The organism is Bradyrhizobium guangdongense, assembly GCF_006483445.1.
Lineage (GTDB): Bacteria > Pseudomonadota > Alphaproteobacteria > Rhizobiales > Xanthobacteraceae > Bradyrhizobium > Bradyrhizobium guangdongense_A.
On sequence record NZ_PPPT01000147.1, the window covers coordinates 1 to 19,007 of the forward strand.

Consider the following 19,007-nt stretch of genomic DNA (forward strand, 5'->3'; position numbering starts at 1 on the left):
CTTGTCCTGCCATGTCATCCGCGAGATGACATGGCAGGACAAGGAGTCGCGCTGGCTGGTCGAGACTGATCGCGGCGACAAAATTCGCGCGCGCTTCGTCATCCTGGCCGGTGGTCCGCTGAGCCGACCAAAGCTGCCGGGTATCCCCGGTATCGAGACGTTCAAAGGCCACACCTTCCACACCAGCCGTTGGGACTACGCCTACACCGGCGGAACGGCCGAGGGGAATCTCACCGGCCTTGCCGACAAGCGCGTCGGCATCATCGGCACCGGTGCGACATCAGTGCAATGCGTTCCGCATCTGGGACGCTCGGCAAAGGAGCTGTACGTCTTCCAGCGCACGCCCTCTGCGATCGGCGTGCGCGATGACCGTCCGACGGACGAAGCCTGGGCGAAAAGCCTGAAGCCCGGCTGGCAGCGCGAGCGCATGGACAATTTCACCGCCGTCATCTCGGGCGAACCGTTCGAGCAGGATCTGGTCCAGGATGGCTGGACCGGCCTGCTCGGCGAGATCCTGCTGGCGCCGCGCCGCCAGCCGCAGCCGGTGACCTCGATGGAACAGGCGCTGAGGGTGATCGAGCAGGCCGACTACGCCAAGATGGAGCAGATCCGCGCGCGCGTCGATGCGCTGGTCGAGGACCCCGCCACCGCGGAGGCGCTCAAACCCTGGTACAAGGCCTTTTGCAAGCGGCCATGCTTCCACGACGAATATCTCCAGACCTTCAATCGGCCGAACGTGCATCTCGTCGACACCAAAGGGCAGGGCGTCGAGCGCATCACCGAGAACGCCGTCGTCGTGGACGGCAAGGCCTACGAGCTCGACTGCCTGATCTATGCCAGCGGTTTCGAGGTCGGCACCGATTATGCGCGCCGCATGGGTTTTGAGGTCTATGGCCGCGACGGCCTCAGCCTCAGTGAACGCTGGTGCGGCGGCGTGCAGACGCTGCACGGCTTCTACAGCCGCGGCTTTCCGAACTGCTTCCTCATCGTCACCGTGCAGGCCGGCCAGAGCGCAAACTTTCCGCACATCATCGACGAGCAGACCCAGCACATCGCTTATGTCATCAAGGAGGCGCGCAAACGCGGCGCACGGACGCTGGAACCGACCATTGCGGCGGAGAATGCCTGGGTCGACGAGGTCGTGCGCGCCGCGCTCGGGCGCCAGACCTATCTCGCCGAATGCACGCCCGGCTATTACAACAATGAAGGCGTGTTCGATCCGATCGCCGCCCGCAACAGCCAGTATTGGCGCGGCCCGGTCGCGTTCCTCAGGCTGCTCGATCGCTGGCGCAAGGACGGCCAGCTCGAGGGGCTGGAGCTGACATATGAGACGGCCGCATCTCCGGCCCTGGCCAAATGATGATTCCGACCGGCGCAACGCGGCTCTACGTCATCGTCGGCGATCCCATTGCGCAGGTGCGTTCGCCGGCCGGTGTGACGGAAGAGTTTGTCGCGCGCGGCCGTAACTCCATCCTCGTTCCTGTGCAGGTCGCACCCGCTGATTTGCCAGATTTCCTCTCGGTGGCGGCGCGGCTGAAGAATCTCGACGGCATCGTGGCGACCATTCCGCACAAATTCGCCTGCTACCAGGCCTGCGCGAGCGCGACCGATCGCGCGCATTTCCTGCAAACAGTGAACCTGATGCGCCGCCGTGCGGACGGCACATGGCATGGCGACATGGTCGATGGCCTCGGCTTCCTCGGGGCCGCGCGATCGAAAGGGATCGACCCCCGCGGGATGCGCGCCCTGCTGGTCGGTGCGGGCGGGGCAGGCTCAGCCATCGCACTTGCACTGGTCGAAGCCGGCGTCAGCGAGATCGCCATTCACGATAGCGCGACCGAGCGTCGCGATGCGCTGATCGACCGGCTCAACCAGCTCGGCAAGGGCCATGCGCGGGTGGGCTCCGCTGATCCCACAGGCTTCGATTTCGTCGCCAACGCGACGCCCGCCGGCATGAAGGAAGGCGATCCGTTGCCCGTCGACGTCACGAAGCTGACACCATCGACTTATTGCGGCTGCGTCATCACCGTGCCCGAAATCCCGCCCTTCATCACGGCCGCGCGAAAGATCGGCTGCGTCACCGCGACCGGAACCGATATGTACCGGCAGCATCAGGGCATCATTGTGGACTTTCTACTCGGGCAGAGCGGCGAATAAGGCGTCGGAGTGTGACCGTTCATCGCGTGTCAAGCCTCTCGCGTACTCCGATTGACGGCGTCGCGGCTTGAGAAATTCACAGTGCCGTAGGATCATGCGACTTGATTTCACGACAAGGATTTTCGAATGACCAAGGCCAGGACGATCGCGACGGCTTTTCTCGGCACGATGCTTCTCGCGGCGGCCACGCCACGCGCCGAGGCTGCGCAGTGCGGCAGCTCGCCGGCCGGCTTCGAGGCCTGGAAGCGCGAATTCAGCGCCGAGGCGCAAGGCAAAGGCATCGGCCCGACCGCGATCGGCGCGCTGATGCAGGCAAACTATGCCAGCGCCACCATCAATGCCGACCGCAGCCAGCGCAGCTTCTCGCTGACGCTCGATCAGTTCCTCGCCAAGCGCGGCGCCACCACCATCGTTGCCAAGGGCCGGCAGCTCAAGCAGTCGCAGGCGGCGTTGTTCTCCTCGATCCAGCAGCGCTATGGCGTGCCGCCGGGGCCGTTGATCGCGATCTGGGGCATGGAGACGGGCTTTGGCAGCCAGCGCGGCAACCAGAACATGCTGTCGTCGATTGCGACGCTGGCCTATGACTGCCGCCGTCCGGAGTTCTTCACCGACCAGCTCTATGCGGCGCTGAAACTGATCGACCGTGGCGTGCTGACAGGCGCAACCCGCGGCTCCATGCATGGCGAGGTCGGCCAGACCCAGTTCATGCCGAAGAACATCTTGGCCTATGGCACCGGCAATCTCGAAAATTCAGCCAACGCGCTCAATTCGACCGCTGCGTTCCTGAAGGCGCATGGCTGGCGGGCAGGGGCCGGCTATCAACCCGGCGAGCCGAACTTTGCCGCCATCGAGGCCTGGAATGCCGCGGGCGTGTACCAGAAGGCCATCGCGTTGATGGGCCGGCAAATCGACGAGGGCGGCGGTCAGGCCGCCCGCTGATATTCAGTGCGTCATACGATAGGCGTCGAGCGCGTGGGCTGCGAAAACGCCGATGCTGCAGAGGGCGAGAAGGGCGGAAATCAGCTCGATCATAGCTCGTCCTCCCGCAGGGGCAGAGCGACGAGGCATTGGCCGCAGGCATAGTCCGAGATCAGGTTGAGAAGGAATTCCATGGTGGCCGTCCCTGTCTAATTTTGCAGGGAGGATAGGCGTCCCTCTGTTTCAAGAATGTTTCGTGCATCTGGGAAAGGGGTTTCGTCGGAACCCCGGAAATGATCGAGGTTTCTCATGGCGCCGGTCGAATGGTTCGACGATCTCACGGTCGGGATGCGGTTCAGGTCGGGCGAGGTGAAGGTCACCGAGGCCGACATCAAGCGGTTTGCCGCCGAGTTCGACCCGCAGCCGATGCATCTCGATGACGAGGCCGCAAAAAAGACCCTCTTTAGGGGCCTCGCTGCGTCAGGATGGCACACCGCTGCCATCGCAATGAACCTTGCCGTGCAGATACGTCCCTTCGGCCCGCACCCCCTGATCGGGGCTGGTGTGGACGGGTTGCGCTGGACGATGCCGGTGCGCGCCGACGACATTCTCCATCTCGAAGGCGAGGTGATGAGCCTGACCCCGTCGAAGACCAAGCCGCAGGGCATCGCGCTGGTGAAGTGGTCCATGTTCAATCAGAAGGGGGAGGAGGTCTACACCTTCACCCCGATTGCGATCGTGCCGCGCAGGCCTCAGGCCTGACGAAGCGCTCTACCCCTGCAGGATAGCTTCGATCCGCCGCGCGGCGCGCAGCAGCGTCCTGTCCGCGCCGCGCCGCGCGATGATTTGCAGGCCGAATGGAAGTCCCTTGTCGTCCTTGCCACACGGAATCGAAATCGCCGGCAGCCGGGCGTGATTGACGAAGGGCGTGAAGACCGCATGCCCGCGTGGGCTCGCAGGCCGGCCGCCGATCGTGTCAGGACCAAGCTGTGTGAACGGCCAGGCGACGCAAGGCACGGTCGGCGTCAGCAGCAGATCGACCTCGCCGAAGAGGAGCGCGAAGGCCTGCGCAATCGCGGCGCTGGCGCCGAGCGCGGCCCCAACCTCCGCGCCCGACCAAGACAGCCCGCGCTCGATCTGCTTGGCGATATTAGGATCGAACACGGTGGGGTCGCGGCGAAACGCGTCGCCATAAAGCGCGGCGAGGCCGGCGTGCTGAAGAGGCATGATGGCCTCTTCAGTGGCACCCGCCGGCCAGACGGGATCGCGTTGTGTGATCCGAAGCCCGCTCACGGACAGACGGTCGGCGGCGAGGGCAACGCCGTTGGCGACAGCCTGGTCGACGGCCACGTCGAAGCCGAGGCGTGGCGAAAAGGCGATGCGCGCGCTCGAGAGGTCATCGGCATCGTCCGCGATGATGGCAGAGTCGGGATCGCGCGGATCGAAACCGGCCATGCTCTCGAATGCGAGCGCGACGTCGGCGACGTGCGCTGCGATCGGCGCGATGACGGACAGGCCGAAGAAGGGCTCGGCAAAGCCCGGGCCATACGGGATGGCGCCATAAGACGGCTTGAAGCCGACCACGCCGACATGGGCCGGCGGTCTCCGGCTGGAGCCGCCCGCATCGGTGCCGATCGCGAGCGGAACGAGGCCGGCCGCGACCGCGGTGGCCGGTCCGCCGGAGGAGCCGCCCGGGGTGAGCTCCGGGTTGAGCGGATGCCGCGTCGGCCCGAACAGCGGCGAGGTCGTGACGCCCTTGCAGGCGAACTCGGACGTGGCGCCGATGCCGACGATGACGGCGCCGGCCTTGCGCAGCCGTTCGACCGCGATGGCGTCACGCGGCGCGACGAAGTCGGCGAACAGCCGCGAGCCCTGCGTCACGCGCCAGCCGCCGACCCAGATATTGTCCTTCACCACGATCGGCACGCCGGCGAGCGGCATGGTCTCGCCGGCTGCGCGGCGACGATCGACCGTGGCGGCATCGACCAGCGTCTGCGCGGGATCGATCGTGACCACCGCATTCAGCGCGGCTGCCGCTTCGATCCGGTCGAGCACGGCCTGCGCCATCGCGACGGCGGATATTCGTCCTGCCGCGACGTCGGCTGCAATGTCATACGCGTTGAGCCTCGCATCCATCATTTGTCTCCGCGCATCAGCGCCAATGTGCCGCAGAAGGCGAGCACGGCCAGCACGACGAACGCGGTGCCAAGGCCCGCGACGGCATCGATAACCGAGACCAGCGCCGGTGCAATCAGGAGCCCGGCATAGGACGCCGTCAAGACCGCACCGGTCGTCTCGCCGATACGATCCTGCGGCGCGAGCCGTGCGATCTCGGCGAGAAACACGCCGTTCCATCCTGACGCGGTCAGCCCGAACAGCGTCGCGGCGATGAATTGTCCGGCAGGGCCGAGCGATGCGCCATAGGCGCCGAGGAGCGCGGCACAAAACGCCATGCCCAGTCCAATGACGATCAGGATCATGCGCGAGGCATTGAGACGCATCGCCGCAAAGCCCCAGCCGAGCCGACCGGCGAGCCCGCCGGCTTGCGCGCAGGCGAGCGCCATGCCGGCCTCGATGTGGCTCAGCCCGAGCTCGCGCGTTCCAAAAATCACGAAGCAGGTGTTGAGCGAGACCTGCATGGCGCTGAACGGCATCGAAGCCAGCGCCAGTGCGGCGATCCGCCGGTCTGCGGTCGCAAGCGTAATCCGCGCGCGCATCCCGAGTTGTGCGGGTGCGGTCGTGAGCCCGCTATAGGCAGGCCTCAGCCGTTCAAACAGGAGAATGCCCACGAGCGCGCTGACACCGACCGCGGCGTAGCACCAGTGCGGCCCCAGCGAGAGTGCGATCGCCGGCAGGGCGATCGACCCAAGCACGGCACCGATCTGGTTGCCGGTCTGGCGCACCGAGAACACGAAAGCGCGCTGCTCGTTCGTTACCAGCTTTGCCAGCAGCGCAGTACTCGCGGGCGTCTCCGGACCGAAGGCGAGGCCGAGGCAGAGGCCGGCGGCGAGCAGCGCGGCCGTTGATCCCAGCGAGGCCAACGCCATGCTGAGCACAATTGCCGCTGCACACAGGCTCGCCACCCGAAGCGAGCCGAGGCGCGTGATGATGCCGCCGCCCCAGAACGAGGCCAGGATGCCGACGGCAAAGACCGCTGACGAAAACGTCGAAAGCTGCCAGACTTCGATATGTGCCCTTGGCGCGACCACCCCCGGCGCGAACAGCGCCAGCGCAACCAGGGCCTGGAGCCAGGTCATCGCGCCAAGCGCCGGCAGCAGCGCCGGCGCTGGTCTTGCGGCTGCGTCTGCGTCTATCATGGCGGCGAGTTGAGCGAAGGGAGCACGAATTGGCAGGCGGTATTTCCATTCATGCGGTCGATGTTGCGAGCGGCAAGCCCGCGCAGGGCCTGCGGGTCGAGATCTGGCGCATCGAGCCGGCGCGGGCACGCATTGCCGAGGGGCATCTTGCCGCGAACGGCGTGCTCGATCATCCCGTGACCAAGGGCGAGGGGGTCGAGACCGGCGTCTACGAGGTGCTGTTCCATCTCGGTGAGTTCTTTGCGGATGCCAACGGCTTCCTCTCGGTGACCCCGTTCCGGTTCAGGATAGCTGATGTCGACGAGCATTTTCATCTGCCGCTGAAGTTCACGCGCTGGGGCTATTCGCTGTTCCGCGGCGCCTGAGGACAGCGCGGTCGGGCTCAATTGGTCAGCCGCCGCGACAATCCGGTGACGCGCTCCATGATTGCCACAAGCGCGACGGTCGCGATGATCAGGACGCCCGAAAGTGCCGCGATCGTCACGTCGAGCTTGCCTTCGAGATCCTGCCACATCCGGATCGGCAGCATGTCGGTGGCGGCATCGCGCAGGAACAGCGACACCGGCACGTTGTCGAAGGACGACATGAACGCGATGAAGGCGCCGGCGATGATGCCGGGCCGGATCAGTGGCAGCACGATGCGGCGGAACGTGTAAGTCCGGCTGGCACCGAGGATCGCCGAGCTCTCCAGCAGCGTCGGCTCGAGTTGGGCCAGCGCCGCGATGGTGTTGCGTACGACATAGGGGACGCAGACCACGGTGTGGCCGATCACCAGCGTCAGCGGCGACACGGGCAGGCCGACCAGCGAGAACAGCATCAGGGCTGCGAGACCGAAGGCGAGCGCCGGCAGAACCAGCGGCGACATGAACAGCGAATCCAGCAGCTTTGCCGACAGCGTCCGTGACCGCGAGATGGCGAGCGCGGCCGCAACGCCCAGCACGATCGATAGCCCCGTGGCCCACAGCGCCACGATCAGGCTGTTCTTGGCCGCGAAGTGCAACTGCCATGCGTTCCACAGTTCGACATACCAGCGCATCGAATAGCCCGGCGGCGGGAACCGAAGCGAAAAGCCGCTGGTGAAGGAGACGATCAGCACCACGAGCGACGGCGCGATGATGATGATCAGCGCGATCAACGCGATCGCGGTCATCACGATTTCGAAGCTGATGGCCTCCCAAGTGCGCTTGCGGCCGCTCATCAGGCGCCTCCATAGCCGCGCGACAGCCGGCCGAGCGTGGTGAAGACCGAGACGACGGCGAGCACGGCCAGCAGGAAGATGATCGAGATCGCCGATGCAAAGGGCCAGTTCTGCAGGGTCGAGGCCTGCTGGTAGAGATACATCGGCATGAACAGCATCTGGCCGCCGCCGATCAGCGATTGCGTGATGAAGGCGGTGATCGCTGCGGCGTAGGTCAGCGTGCAGCCGGCGATCACGCCGGGCAGCGACAGCGGCAGCACGATCCGCCAGAAGGTGCGCCAGCTTCCGGCACCGAGCGAGCAGGAGGCGTCGTCGAGATTGGGATCGATGCGGCCGAGCGCGGTGATCAGCGGCAGCGTCATCAAGGGCATCTGCACCTGCGCCAGCGCAATCACGACGCCGAACTGGGTATAGAGCAGTTTTAGCGGCGTATCGATCATGCCGAGCGACTGCAAGGTCGCGTTGATGATGCCCTGACGTCCCAGGATGACGATCCAGGCAAAAGTGCGGACCACGACGCTGGTGAGCAGCGGCAAGAGCACGATCAGGATGATCACGGTCTGCAATCGCGGGCCGACCCGCTGATAGAGCCATGCGATGGGAAAGCCGAGCACGAGGCAAACGGCGGTGACCTCGGCGCCCAGCAACAGCGTCGAGCCGAGCACGCTGAGGCTGAAGGGATCGGTCAGGAAGTGGAGATACTGGCCGATCCCCCAATGGAGACCGGCCGTATCGTTGTGCAGCGAGAGCCAGAGCAGTTGCAGCAGCGGCGCGACGAAGAAGACCAGAAAGAACAGCGCCAGCGGCACTGCCAGTCCCATCCCGTAGGATGTCACGTCGCGTGAGGCCGGTGCTGCGCCCATGGCGATGCCCTTAAAGCTTGATCTCGCGGTTGAAGCGTTCGATCCAGGCCGAGCGCTGCTCGTTGATCTTCTTCCAGTCCTGGAACACGAATTTTTTCTTCAGCTCGGCCGTGTCCTTGGCCAGCACGCGTGCGATCTCGCCGCCCATCGTGACCTTGGAATTGGTCGGCACGATCAGGTAGGGCGGGTTCATTAGCGTGGTCTGCACCTCCGGCGTCAGCGCGGCCTCGATCAGTTTGAAGGCGAGCTCGCGGTTCGGCGAATTCTTGACGATGTGGATGGTGGTCTTGAACGCGATGGCGCCTTCCTTCGGTGCCACGAATTCGACCGGCACGCCGCGCGCTTTGAGGATCTGGATGGCGTTGAAATTGCCGGGCGAGATGTCGATCTGGCCCTGCTGGAACAGCGTTGCCAGCGCGCCGGGATTGGCAGCGACCGCAGCGAGGTTGGGTTTCAGCTCTTCCAGCGCCTTGAAGCCGGGATCGACATTGGCCTCCGAACCGCCGCGCATTTTCGCGATTTCGACCAGCCAACCGGTGCCGAGTGTCGAGTTCAGATTGGTGATGCCGACGCGGCCCTTGAACTCGGGTTTCCAGAGATCGGCCCATGAGGTCGGCGGAGTCTTCACCGCTTCGGGGTTATAGGTGAGGCCGACCACCTGGAAGAACGGCGCCGGTCCCGTCGGCTCCTGCGCTTCGGCGATCAGGTCCTTGTAGTAGGCGCTTTTCTCGACCGGATAGGGTTCGACCAGATCCTGGCCGATCGCGAGCAGAGCGGGGCCGGGGTCGTGCAGCATCACGTCGATCGGCGGATTGGCCTTGGCGGCGTTGACCTTGGCGATCTGGTCGACCGACAGCATGGGGTCAAGCACGATCTGCGCATCCGCATTCGCCTTGCGAAAGGCGGGCACCAGCACGGCCTTGTGCGCCTCTTCCCAGCTTCCGGTGAAGGTCGCAAACACCAGCGGCCGAGCCTGGGCATAGCTCAATCCGGGAAAGGCTTTCATCGCACCGAGTGTCAGCGCGGTCGTCAGCAGGCTTCTGCGATTGAGGTTCATGTCGGGCTCCGTTGCACGAGTTACTGTTGCTAAAGGGTTGCGGGAAATGCGTTGGCGAGTGCGGGGGCGAGCGGGGCGACGCGAACGGCAGCGCCATTCTCAAGCGCGTGCGTCTCGCCGATCCGCGCCTGCGAAACCTTGACGCCTGAGCCGTCGGCGGTCTTCACTTCGTGCACCACAGTCGCCCCAAGCGGCAGCGACATGCCGACCACGCCGGCAAAGCCGGTGTCGTCGCTGACGAATTGGAGGTGCTCGGGCCGGATGCACACGGTGACGCGGCCACCGTCAGCCAGCGCACCAGCCGCGGGCCGCGCGATGATTTCGGCCCCGGCATCGAGCCGCACCTTGGCGGCGGTGCGGTCGGAGGAGACGACAGTGCCGGGCATGCGGTTGGAGGAGCCGACGAACGTGTTCACGAACAGTGTCTGCGGACGGTCGTAGACGTCGGACGGCGTGCCGAACTGTTCGAGGCGGCCATGGCTCAGCACGGCGACGCGGTCGGCCATCGACAGGGCCTCTTCCTGGTCGTGCGTGACGATCAGCGTCGTGATGCCGGAGACGCGCTGCAGGCGCTTGACCTCGATCTGCATGTCGAGCCGAAGGTTCTTGTCGAGCGCGGCAAAGGGTTCGTCAAGCAGCAGGATCGACGGTTTGATCGCGAGCGCGCGGGCGAGCGCCACGCGTTGCTGTTGGCCGCCCGAGAGCTGCCGCGGCAGCCGTTCACCCATCGAGGGCAATTGCACGAGATCCAGCAGGCGCTGTGCCTCGCGCTGGCGCTCGGCCTTGTCGATGCCGCGCGCTGCGAGCCCGTAGGCCACGTTCTCGGAGATCGACAAATGGGGGAACAGCGCATAGTTCTGGAACACAATGCCGACGGCGCGGCGGTTCGGCGGCAGCGCGTCGACGATGTCGTCGCCGATGATGATGCGCCCTTGCGTCTGCGCGATGAAGCCGGCGATGATCCGCAGCAGGGTCGTCTTGCCGCAGCCGGAGGGGCCGAGCAGGGCGATGATCTCGCCGCCCTTGATGTCGAGGTTGATGTTCTCGACCGCGAGCGCGCCGCTGGGATAGCGGTGCGTGACGGCGTCGACGACGAGCGAACGGCCGCTGGGGCTGTCAGCCATGATGATGCCTCCCATTCTCCGGAAGGAGAAAGCAAGTCTCGTGCCCGAGGTGGTCGCTTTTCATGATCAGTTCGGGCAAGGTGGCGCGATGACATCTCAGCCATCGCCTTGCGACCTCACGGCCACAACTCTTGCGCGCGCGATCGCGCGTCGCGAGCTTTCCGCGCGCGAGGCCGTCGATGCGCATCTCGCGCGGATCGCGCGTGAGGACGCCGAATTGTGGGCGTTCGTGACTGTCGATGCGGAGGGTGTGCGCCGTGCAGCCGATGTCTGCGACGCGGCGCCCGCGCCGTTTGGTCCGTTGCATGGCGTACCCGTCGCAATCAAGGACCTCACCGACACTGCTGGGCTTACGACCACCTACGGCTCCGTGCTGTTTCGTGACCATGTGCCCGCGCAGGACGATCTCGTGGTTGAACGCCTGCGGCGCGCCGGCGCTGTTGTCATCGGCAAGACAAACACGCCGGAGTTCGGCTTCGGCGCTGTCTGCACCAACCGGCTGTGCGGGCCGACGCGCAATCCCTTCGACAAGGCTCTCACCTCCGGTGGGTCGTCCGGCGGCTCCGCCGTCGCTGTAGCTTCCCGCATGGTGCCGCTGGCGCACGGCACCGATTTCGGCGGCTCGGTGCGCACGCCCGCAAGTTTTTGCGACGTCGCCTCGATCCGGCCGACACCCGGCCGCATTGCTTCGCCGCGCCGGCCGCTCGGCTGGGACATGCTGGCGACCCACGGTTTCCTGGCCCGCGACGTCGAGGATCTCGAGCTGGCGTTGTCCGTCTGCGCCGGTCGCGATGCGCGCGATCCACTTTCCATCGACGTTCCCAGCGATGATCGATCCCTCGCAGATCGTCCCCGGATCGCCGTCACGCCCGATTTCGGTGTCGCGACGGTCGCGCGCGAGGTTCGTGCACGGTTTGAGAAGGCCTGCGAGGCGCTGGCGCGCATCGCCGATCTCGCACCGTCCTCGCCCGATTGCGGCGGCGCGATCGAAACGTTTCGCACCCTGCGCGCGGCGCACATCGCCAACAGTTACGGCGATCTCCTGAAGACGCGACGCGCCGAGCTCACGCCCACCGTGATCTGGAACATCGAGGCCGGCGCCAAGCTCTCGGCGGAGGATTATCTCAACGCCGAGCGCCGCCGCACCGCGATCTATCGCAGCTTTCGCGAGCTGTTCACCCGCGCCGATTTCCTCGTCGCGCCGGCGGCCTCCGTGTTTCCCTGGCCGAACGAGATCAGCGATGTCACCGCCATCGACGGCGCTCCACTGGAGACGCCGATCGACTATCTCGCCATCACCTTCATCGTGTCGCTGGTCGGCTTCCCGGTCCTGACCCTGCCGACGCGCCGGGGTGTGAACGAGATGCCCTTCGGCATCCAGATCATCGCGCCGCCCGGCTGCGAATCCCGCCTGTTTGCCTTCGGCCGCACTCTCGAAAACAAGCTGGGGTTTGCGCATCGCCGGCCGCCTACCTGATCAGATGTCGCGATGTTCGAGCCGCGCGGCGAGCGCGGCGGCAAGGCCGGTGGTCGGCTTGGCGTTGGGTCGGCGGTATGTTCCCGCAGTCGCCTTGCGCAGGCGAAGCGCGGCCAGCGCCTCGGCCTGTTTCACCGCCGCCACGACTTGATCGATCACGGGGACGGGGACCTGGTCGGCCACGCGCTCGGCAAGGCCGGACAGGGGCGCGCCCGCAAAAATCAGCACGTCGGCCTCGTCCTCGATGACGGCGCGGTTGGCGAGCGCGACGAGAAGGTCCTCCTTTTCGGTTGCGACGTCGGAGATGTGCGCGAAGGACTGATCGAGCATGCGGATGCCGGCGCAGCGCTCCCACAGTCCATGCGCGCGGACGCATTCCTCGTACCAGGGACCGAGCGCCTGGGCGAAGGTGACGATGGCAAAGCGTCGTCCGGCCATGCAGGCCGTCAGCATCGCGGCTTCCGCAAGCCCGATGACGGGAATATCGAACAGCTCGCGCGCGGCGAACAGGCCGGGATCGCCGAAGGCGGCGATGATGGCGGCGTCGACCTCATGATGGCGTTCGGCGAGCATCTCGAGCGCGATGGCGCCGCCGATCTGCGCCTCGGCGCGGGTGGCGATGTAGGGCACGCCGCGCGTCGCTGTGCAGGGGATGAGTTCTGTGCCCGGTGCAGCCGCGCGCTGTCCGACGTCCAGCATGAGGCGCGTGATCTCGCCGCTGATATTGGGGTTGAGCAGGAGCACCTTCATGGCCGACCTGCCCGGAGGTTGGGCTTGGCGAGCACTTCGAGGAGCGCCGTGCCGGTCCGGTAGACATGTGCGAAGAGCAGGCGCCCGGCAGCCTCGCTGTCGCGCGCTTCCAGCGCTTGTAAAATGCCGGCGTGCTCGTCGACCGAATTGCTCCAGCGGCGGTCGGCGCCGAGCGCGAGATAGCGGGCACGTTCGGCGCGCGAGAGCAGCGTTTCATGCGCCTCCCGAAGCGGCGCGTTGCGGGCCAATCGCACGATCGTCGCGTGGATCTCGCCATTGAGCGCAAAATAATCGTCGAGCTTGCCGTCGCGGTGAAAGCCTTCCATGCGGGTCTGGAGCGTGTGCAACCGCTGCAGGTCACGCTCGGTGGCGCGCGCAGCGGCGAGCTCGGCGGCGAGGCGTTCGATGCCGGCCAGCGCCTCGAACAGCTCCAGAATGCCGTCGGTCGCAAGATCGGTGATGCGCGGGCTGCGGTTGGGCCTGAGTTCGATCAGGCCCTCGGCGGCGAGGACCTTCATCGCCTCGCGCAGCGGCGTCCGTGAGACACCAAGCGACTTCGAGAGCTTTGTCTCTTGCGTCTGCGAGCCCGGCGGCAGCTCGCCGCGGATGATCATCGTCCGCATCCGCGCCGCGGCGCGCTCATGCAGCCCCATGCGCTTGAGCTTCAACGGCCTGCGTCCGCCTTGAGCGTCGGTTTGCTTCTGCACGCGTGCCTCACCTGTTGGAATTGATCCTAGCCGGGCATCGTCGAAACCGTCGCCCAAAATATCATCATAGCGCGCTGAAAATGAAGACATAACGGTGAAATTGCATGCAGTGTGCAATTGGCTGTTGCGCCGCGGGAAAGGGCGGCGGAAGATTGCATACGGGCTGCAGCCGCGATGACTTTCGCGGTCCCGACGGACAGGAATGCAATGACCGCTCAGCGCAAACGCCTCGGCATGATCACGCCTTCGTCGAATTCGGTACTTGAGCCCGTGACTGCCGCCATGCTGGCCGACGTTGCTGGAATCACTGCGCATTTCTCGCGCTTTCGCGTCACCGAGATCGCGCTCGATCAGGCCGCGCTGAACCAGTTCGATGCATCGGTGATGCTGCCGGCCGCGGATCTGCTGGCGGACGCCAAGGTGGATGCCATCGCCTGGAACGGGACGTCCGCAAGCTGGCTCGGCATCGATCGCGACAAAACCCTGTGCGAGGCGATCACGGCGCGGACCGGTGCGCCCGCAACGACATCCACACTGGCCTCGATCGATGCAGTGCGGGCGCTCGGTGCTGCGCGCGTCGGCTTCGTCACGCCCTATATCGACGACGTGCAGACGCGCATTGGCGAGGTCTGGAAGCAGGCCGGCATCGCCTGCCACGCCGAGCGTCATCTGCGACTACGTGACAATTTCTCCTTCGGCGAGGTCCAGGCAGCGACGATCGCCGAGATGATCCGTGCGGTCGCCGGCGAGGGCGCCGATGCGGTGGTCGTTCTCTGCACCAATCTGGATGGCGCAGCACTTGCAGCCTCGCTCGAGAGCGAATTGGATATCGCGGTGCTGGACTCGGTTGCGGTCACGCTCTGGCGGACCATGGGGCTGGCCGGAGCCGACCCCAGGGTGTTGTCGGGTTGGGGTCGCATCTTCCAGACGACCGCGCGGGTAAATTGACGGAGGGTTTGGTGACACAGCTTGATCTTGCCATTCGCGGCGGAACGATCGTGACGGCGAGCGACGAATTCCGCGCCGACATCGGTATCCGCGACGGCCGTATCGTCAGCATCGCCGATGGCATCGAAGGCGCCGCGCGCGAGATCGACGCCACCGGCCTGCTGGCGCTGCCGGGCGGCATCGACAGCCACGTCCACATCTCGCAGGCCTCCGGCCCCGACGTGGTGATGGCCGATGACTTTGCCTCGGCCACGCGATCGGCTGCAGCCGGCGGCAACACCATGGTGCTGCCCTTTGCGCTGCAGGAGAAGGGCACCTCGCTGCGCGCTTGCGTCGAGGCCTATCGCAAGCTCGCGGAAGGCGAATGCTACATCGACACCGCGTTCCATCTCATCATTTCCGATCCGACCGCGGTCGTGCTGGGGCAGGAGCTGCCAGCGCTGGTCAAGGACGGCTACACCTCGTTCAAGGTGTTCATGACCTATGACGACCTCGTGCTCAGCGACAAGCAGCTTCTCGAGGTGTTCGAGGTCGCGCGCCGCGAGGAGGCGCTGGTGATGGTCCATTGCGAGGGCTATGACGCCATCCGCTTCCTCACCGCAAAGCTCGAGCGGGAAGGGCACATTGCGCCCTATTTCCACGGCGTGTCCCGCCCGCAGGCCGTCGAGCGCGAGGCGACGCATCGCGCCATCAGCCATTCCGAGATCGTCGGCGTGCCCATCATGATCGTGCACGTCTCCGGCCGCGAGGCGATGGAGCAGGTGCGCTGGGCCCAGCAGCGCGGATTGCCCGTGCATGCCGAGACCTGTCCGCAATACATCACGCTGACGGCCGAGGACATGAAGGGCCTCAACATGGACATGAGCGGCGCAAAGTATGTCTGCTCGCCGCCGCCGCGCGATGTCGAGAGCCAGCAGGCGATCTGGGAGGGTATCACGACGGGCGTGTTCCAGACCTTCTCGTCCGATCACTGCCCGTTCCGCTACGACGATCCCAAGGGCAAGCTGACGCCGAATGCGCGCACCTCGTTCCGCTGGGTGCCGAACGGCATTCCCGGCGTCGAGACGCGGCTGCCGGTGTTCTTCTCCGAGGGCGTCTCGAAGGGGCGCATCTCCTTGCAACAATTCGTCGAGCTGACCGCGACCAACCACGCAAAAATCTACGGCCTCTATCCGCGCAAGGGCTCGATCGGCATCGGTTTCGACGCCGACATCGTGCTCTGGGATCCGAAGCTGAAAAAAGCCATTCGCCAGGCCGACCTGCACCACTGCTCCGACTACACGCCCTGGGAGGGCTTTGAGGTCACGGGCTGGCCGGTCACCACCATTGCCCGAGGGCGCGTGGTCTACGAGGGCGGCAAGATCGTCGGCAGCAAGGGAGCGGGCGAGCTGTTGAGCCGCGGCAAGTCGAGCCTGGTTTGAACACCCCTGCGACGGGATATCAGTCGCGCGCGCAGTGGTTGAAGCCCGTGCCGCCTGCTATGCTCGGGCAAACAGGCTGGGGAGGCTCACCATGAAGAAACTGCTTTTCGTCACCGCGTTGCTCGCGGGATTTGCGTGTGCGCCGGTGCTCGCCCAGCAGAGCAAGGTCGGCGACTGGACCGTCGAGAAGCGCACGCAGGACACCCACTGCAACGCCAGCCGCGGCTACAAGGACAAGGACGACGAGAACCGCGAATACGCAATCGTCATCACCTATTCCAAGGAGGCCATCGTCCTCGTCGCGATCTACGACGGGTGGGAGTGGGAGAAGACCGGCGAGATCCTGCGCGCCGATTTCGGCACCGACGACAAGGACATCATGGCGAAGGCCAAGTGGGAGGTCATGGACAAGACCACCGTGCGCGGCGTCTTCGAGTACAACCAGACGATCATGGACGCGCTGTCGAAGGCCAAGCGCATCACGCTCGATTTCGAGGATGACGACGACGACAGCATAGAGCTGCAGGTTCCCCGCTTCGGCGAAGCGCTCGCGGCGCTGAAATTCTGTGAGGAGAACAGGAAGTAGGGGGGACTGGATCAGGCGTGCTGCCGGGCATCGCCTGAAGCTGGCTGGGGAACCTGGATTCGAACCAAGACAAACAGAGTCAGAGTCTGTTGTGCTACCGTTACACCATTCCCCAACGGAATTGCCGAACGAATTCAATGGCTTATTGAAGTGATCGGCGGCGGCCGGCGGCGCTTTTGGCGCAAATCGCGGCTCGGGCGTGGAGGGGTTTCTACCCGCTCGCCCCCTGCCTTGCAAGCGCCGCGGTGGACGGGATTTTTGCGGTCCACGGGCAGGGCCCGCGCAGCGGCGGATGTCGGCGACGGGCGTTCAGCGGCGGTTTGCCTCAGCCCAAAATCGTCGGCCGGAGTCGGACCCGCAGCCCCAGCATCGTCCTTGGTGCGAGACATGACCCCAAGGAGATTCCCAATGCCCTATGTCGATGGTTTCGTGCTGGCCGTCTCGAAAGACAAGATCGACGCCTACAAGGCGCTCGCGGCGAAAGCCTGCGACGTCTGGATGGAGCACGGCGCGCTCGACTATGTCGAGTGCGTCGGCGACGACGTTCCCTATGGCGAGCTGACCTCCTTTCCGCGTGCCGTGATGGCGACCGAGAATGAGGTCGTGGTGTTTTCCTGGGTCGTCTACCGCGACCGGGAAGCCCGCGACGCCATCATGAAGAAGGTGATGGACGATCCGCGCCTCAAGGGAGGCGAGATGCCCTTTGACGGCAAGCGCATGATCTTTGGCGGCTTCAACACGCTGCTACAGGCGCGCGCGCCGGCGTGAACTGACCGCGTTCGCCCGTAGCCCGGATGGAGCGCAAGCGTAATCCGGGACTCGTGCCGCGCAGATCGAGTTGCGCCGGATTGCGCTGCGCTTCAGCCGGGCACCAAGGGATTGCGTTGCCCGACGGGCAAATCACGCCACGGATCGGTCAATCGCGCGGCTTCCAAATATTCCGATTGACCGAAATCACGACTTCGGATTATACGCAAGCTATCCCGGCCCGCCAAAAGGGACGTTTCGCGATCGTCACGAACCGTAGGCCGGGATGCGGTGGACGCGGCAGCGTCGGCGCGCGAGGCGGTGTGCAGGGCGGGTTACGCCTTTGAGCCATCGCGATCCGCGGGATCGACACGGCGCTGTAACGACGTCCGTCGCCGGCCTGGCGAGTGAGCGCACGCAAGCTCGCCGATGTCCGGTGGCGACGTTCCGCGGACGGCAAAAGCGTGTGGTCCTGGCGCCCGGAGTCTGGCGTCAAGGCTTGTGGTGATGCGAGCTGTCCGACCGGGCGCGCGCATCAGTGATCCGCAAGGCGACGGGGGCAAGAGTGCATCGCTCCCCGGGGAGAGCGCGCCATAAGCCGTAAAACCATTCGCGCAGGGAAGGCCGGACGTTTCGGCCAACACCTGTGGTCACCCCGTGCGCGTTTTCTCGCACGCGGATCGTGGGTGCCAGCCGGCGCCCGGCCTTCCCTGCGCCCTTCCTTCAATGAGAGGGCGAAGCGGCCAGCAAAGCTCGGGCATATCGCGCCGCGAGAACGCGAAGCCGCGTCGTCTCTTCGCAAGATCGCGCGGTTGCGTGGGCGGCCTCCCAATGCGGCATTGCGCAAATCCATTTCACCTTGCCGGTTCCAGGCCGGCATGCCATCTTCATCGCACCAGGAAGCCAAACGAAAAACAAAACGAAGGCGGGCGGCTGGCCCAAACCTGCTGGCCCAAACCTTCGCACATCAAGAAGCCTTGGTTGGGGAAACCCTTTGGGAGAGACATTTCATGAGATTTAAGCAGGTAGTTGGGCTGCTTTCCGCGGCCGCGATGTCGCTTGCGCTGGCGGGAGCCGCCAGCGCGCAGGACAAGACCGTCAAGATCGGCGTCATCCTGCCGATGTCCGGGGGCACGGCCTCGATCGGCGCTCACGCCAAGGCCGCGCTCGAGGTCGCCGTGGATGTCATCAACAACGCCCATCCCGAGCTCGCAAAACTTCCGCTGGCCAAGAATGCCAGGCTCGCCGGCCTCGGCGGCGCCAAGGTCGAGATCGTCATCGCCGACAACCAGGGCAGCCCCGCGACCGGCCAGAACCAGGCGCTGCGGCTGATCACCGAAGAGAAGGTGGTCGCGATCCTCGGCGCCTATCAGTCCGGCATCACGCTGACCGCGAGTGCCATTTCCGAGAAATACGGCATTCCCTTCCTGACGCCGGAATCGGTCGCCGCCAATCTCACCGAGCGCGGCTTCAAATGGTTCTTCCGCACTACGCCGATCGCGCCGGACTTCGTCCGCATCTACGATCAGTTCCTGATCGACATGAAGGCCGCGGGCGCCAAGACCGATACGATCGCGCTGGTCCATGACAACACCGAATACGGCTCGTCGGTCGCCAACACCATCGCCACCGGCTTCAAGGAGAAGGGCCGCGCCGGCGTCATCGACGTCGCCTATCCCGTCAACGCCACCGATGTGCAGTCGCAGGTGCTGCAGCTCAAGGACAAGAAGCCCGACG

The 19,007-nt window shown here is 65.4% G+C and carries 19 protein-coding genes and 1 tRNA gene; 11 read left to right on the forward strand and 9 right to left on the reverse strand.

Annotated elements, in window-relative coordinates:
- From C2U70_RS20865 to C2U70_RS20880, 4 genes are all read left to right on the forward strand, one after another.
- On the forward strand, positions 1–1,360 hold a 1,360-nt coding region (locus C2U70_RS20865; protein WP_140980300.1), incomplete at its 5' end, for a flavin-containing monooxygenase.
- Entirely contained in the window at positions 1,360–2,157 is a 798-nt protein-coding gene (locus tag C2U70_RS20870; protein WP_140980317.1) for a shikimate dehydrogenase family protein, read from the forward strand. The genes C2U70_RS20865 and C2U70_RS20870, both read left to right, overlap by 1 nt.
- A 126-nt stretch (positions 2,158–2,283) precedes the next feature.
- A complete protein-coding gene (locus C2U70_RS20875) occupies positions 2,284–3,096 on the forward strand; it encodes a lytic murein transglycosylase (RefSeq protein WP_140980301.1) in 813 nt (270 codons plus the stop codon).
- Positions 3,097–3,384: 288 nt separating this feature from the next.
- Positions 3,385–3,837 carry a MaoC family dehydratase gene (locus tag C2U70_RS20880; RefSeq protein WP_140980302.1) on the forward strand — a complete coding sequence of 151 codons (453 nt, stop codon included), beginning with the start codon at positions 3,385–3,387 and terminating at the stop codon, positions 3,835–3,837.
- Between the two features lie 9 nt (positions 3,838–3,846).
- Here C2U70_RS20880 and C2U70_RS20885 read toward each other — a convergent pair whose 3' ends face one another.
- Positions 3,847–5,211 carry an amidase gene (locus tag C2U70_RS20885; protein ID WP_433960695.1) on the reverse strand — a complete coding sequence of 455 codons (1,365 nt, stop codon included), beginning with the start codon at positions 5,209–5,211 and terminating at the stop codon, positions 3,847–3,849.
- Complete coding sequence (locus C2U70_RS20890) at positions 5,211–6,392, reverse strand: MFS transporter (RefSeq protein WP_140980304.1); 1,182 nt, start codon at positions 6,390–6,392, stop codon at positions 5,211–5,213. Before C2U70_RS20890 ends, C2U70_RS20885 begins: the two co-directional genes overlap by 1 nt.
- A 29-nt stretch (positions 6,393–6,421) precedes the next feature.
- On the opposite strand from C2U70_RS20890, the gene C2U70_RS20895 reads away from it, so the two are divergent.
- Positions 6,422–6,757, forward strand: coding sequence for a hydroxyisourate hydrolase (locus tag C2U70_RS20895; protein ID WP_140980305.1), 336 nt, complete (start codon positions 6,422–6,424; stop codon positions 6,755–6,757).
- Positions 6,758–6,774: 17 nt separating this feature from the next.
- Here the strand turns inward: C2U70_RS20895 and C2U70_RS20900 are convergent, their stop codons facing one another.
- From C2U70_RS20900 to C2U70_RS20915, 4 genes are read right to left on the reverse strand one after another with little or no spacing between them, the layout of a single operon-like run.
- Positions 6,775–7,590 carry an ABC transporter permease gene (locus C2U70_RS20900; protein ID WP_186294388.1) on the reverse strand — a complete coding sequence of 272 codons (816 nt, stop codon included), beginning with the start codon at positions 7,588–7,590 and terminating at the stop codon, positions 6,775–6,777.
- Positions 7,590–8,453, reverse strand: a complete 864-nt coding sequence (locus tag C2U70_RS20905) for an ABC transporter permease (protein ID WP_140980306.1) — start codon at positions 8,451–8,453, stop codon at positions 7,590–7,592. Before C2U70_RS20905 ends, C2U70_RS20900 begins: the two co-directional genes overlap by 1 nt.
- A 10-nt stretch (positions 8,454–8,463) precedes the next feature.
- The gene (locus C2U70_RS20910; RefSeq protein WP_140980307.1) at positions 8,464–9,510 is read right to left on the reverse strand and encodes an ABC transporter substrate-binding protein; all 1,047 of its coding nucleotides are present in this window, start codon (positions 9,508–9,510) and stop codon (positions 8,464–8,466) included.
- A 29-nt stretch (positions 9,511–9,539) separates the two neighbouring features.
- On the reverse strand, positions 9,540–10,634 hold the full coding sequence (locus C2U70_RS20915; protein ID WP_140980308.1) for an ABC transporter ATP-binding protein: 1,095 nt from the start codon (positions 10,632–10,634) through the stop codon (positions 9,540–9,542).
- Between the two features lie 88 nt (positions 10,635–10,722).
- Between C2U70_RS20915 and C2U70_RS20920 the strand changes: the two genes are divergently transcribed.
- Positions 10,723–12,111 (forward strand): amidase, encoded by a 1,389-nt coding sequence (locus C2U70_RS20920; RefSeq protein ID WP_140980309.1) that lies wholly within the window; start codon positions 10,723–10,725, stop codon positions 12,109–12,111.
- Here the strand turns inward: C2U70_RS20920 and C2U70_RS20925 are convergent, their stop codons facing one another.
- Together C2U70_RS20925 and C2U70_RS20930 are read right to left on the reverse strand one after the other, a co-directional pair.
- Positions 12,112–12,861 (reverse strand): aspartate/glutamate racemase family protein, encoded by a 750-nt coding sequence (locus C2U70_RS20925; RefSeq protein ID WP_140980310.1) that lies wholly within the window; start codon positions 12,859–12,861, stop codon positions 12,112–12,114.
- Positions 12,858–13,514, reverse strand: coding sequence for a GntR family transcriptional regulator (locus tag C2U70_RS20930; protein WP_433960696.1), 657 nt, complete (start codon positions 13,512–13,514; stop codon positions 12,858–12,860). The genes C2U70_RS20925 and C2U70_RS20930 overlap by 4 nt, the downstream gene beginning before the upstream one ends.
- A 261-nt stretch (positions 13,515–13,775) precedes the next feature.
- On the opposite strand from C2U70_RS20930, the gene C2U70_RS20935 reads away from it, so the two are divergent.
- From C2U70_RS20935 to C2U70_RS20945, 3 genes are all read left to right on the forward strand, one after another.
- Positions 13,776–14,516 carry a maleate cis-trans isomerase family protein gene (locus C2U70_RS20935; protein WP_140980312.1) on the forward strand — a complete coding sequence of 247 codons (741 nt, stop codon included), beginning with the start codon at positions 13,776–13,778 and terminating at the stop codon, positions 14,514–14,516.
- 11 nt (positions 14,517–14,527) lie between these two features.
- Complete coding sequence (gene hydA, locus C2U70_RS20940) at positions 14,528–15,937, forward strand: dihydropyrimidinase (protein WP_186294389.1); 1,410 nt, start codon at positions 14,528–14,530, stop codon at positions 15,935–15,937.
- Positions 15,938–16,028: 91 nt separating this feature from the next.
- Positions 16,029–16,523, forward strand: coding sequence for a hypothetical protein (locus C2U70_RS20945; protein WP_140980314.1), 495 nt, complete (start codon positions 16,029–16,031; stop codon positions 16,521–16,523).
- 41 nt (positions 16,524–16,564) lie between these two features.
- Here C2U70_RS20945 and C2U70_RS20950 read toward each other — a convergent pair.
- A tRNA-Gln gene (locus C2U70_RS20950) sits at positions 16,565–16,638 on the reverse strand.
- Between the two features lie 293 nt (positions 16,639–16,931).
- On the opposite strand from C2U70_RS20950, the gene C2U70_RS20955 reads away from it, so the two are divergent.
- Complete coding sequence (locus tag C2U70_RS20955) at positions 16,932–17,291, forward strand: DUF1428 domain-containing protein (protein WP_140980315.1); 360 nt, start codon at positions 16,932–16,934, stop codon at positions 17,289–17,291.
- Positions 17,292–18,280: 989 nt separating this feature from the next.
- A partial coding sequence (locus C2U70_RS20960) for an ABC transporter substrate-binding protein (RefSeq protein WP_140980316.1) occupies positions 18,281–19,007 on the forward strand: 727 nt, incomplete at its 3' end.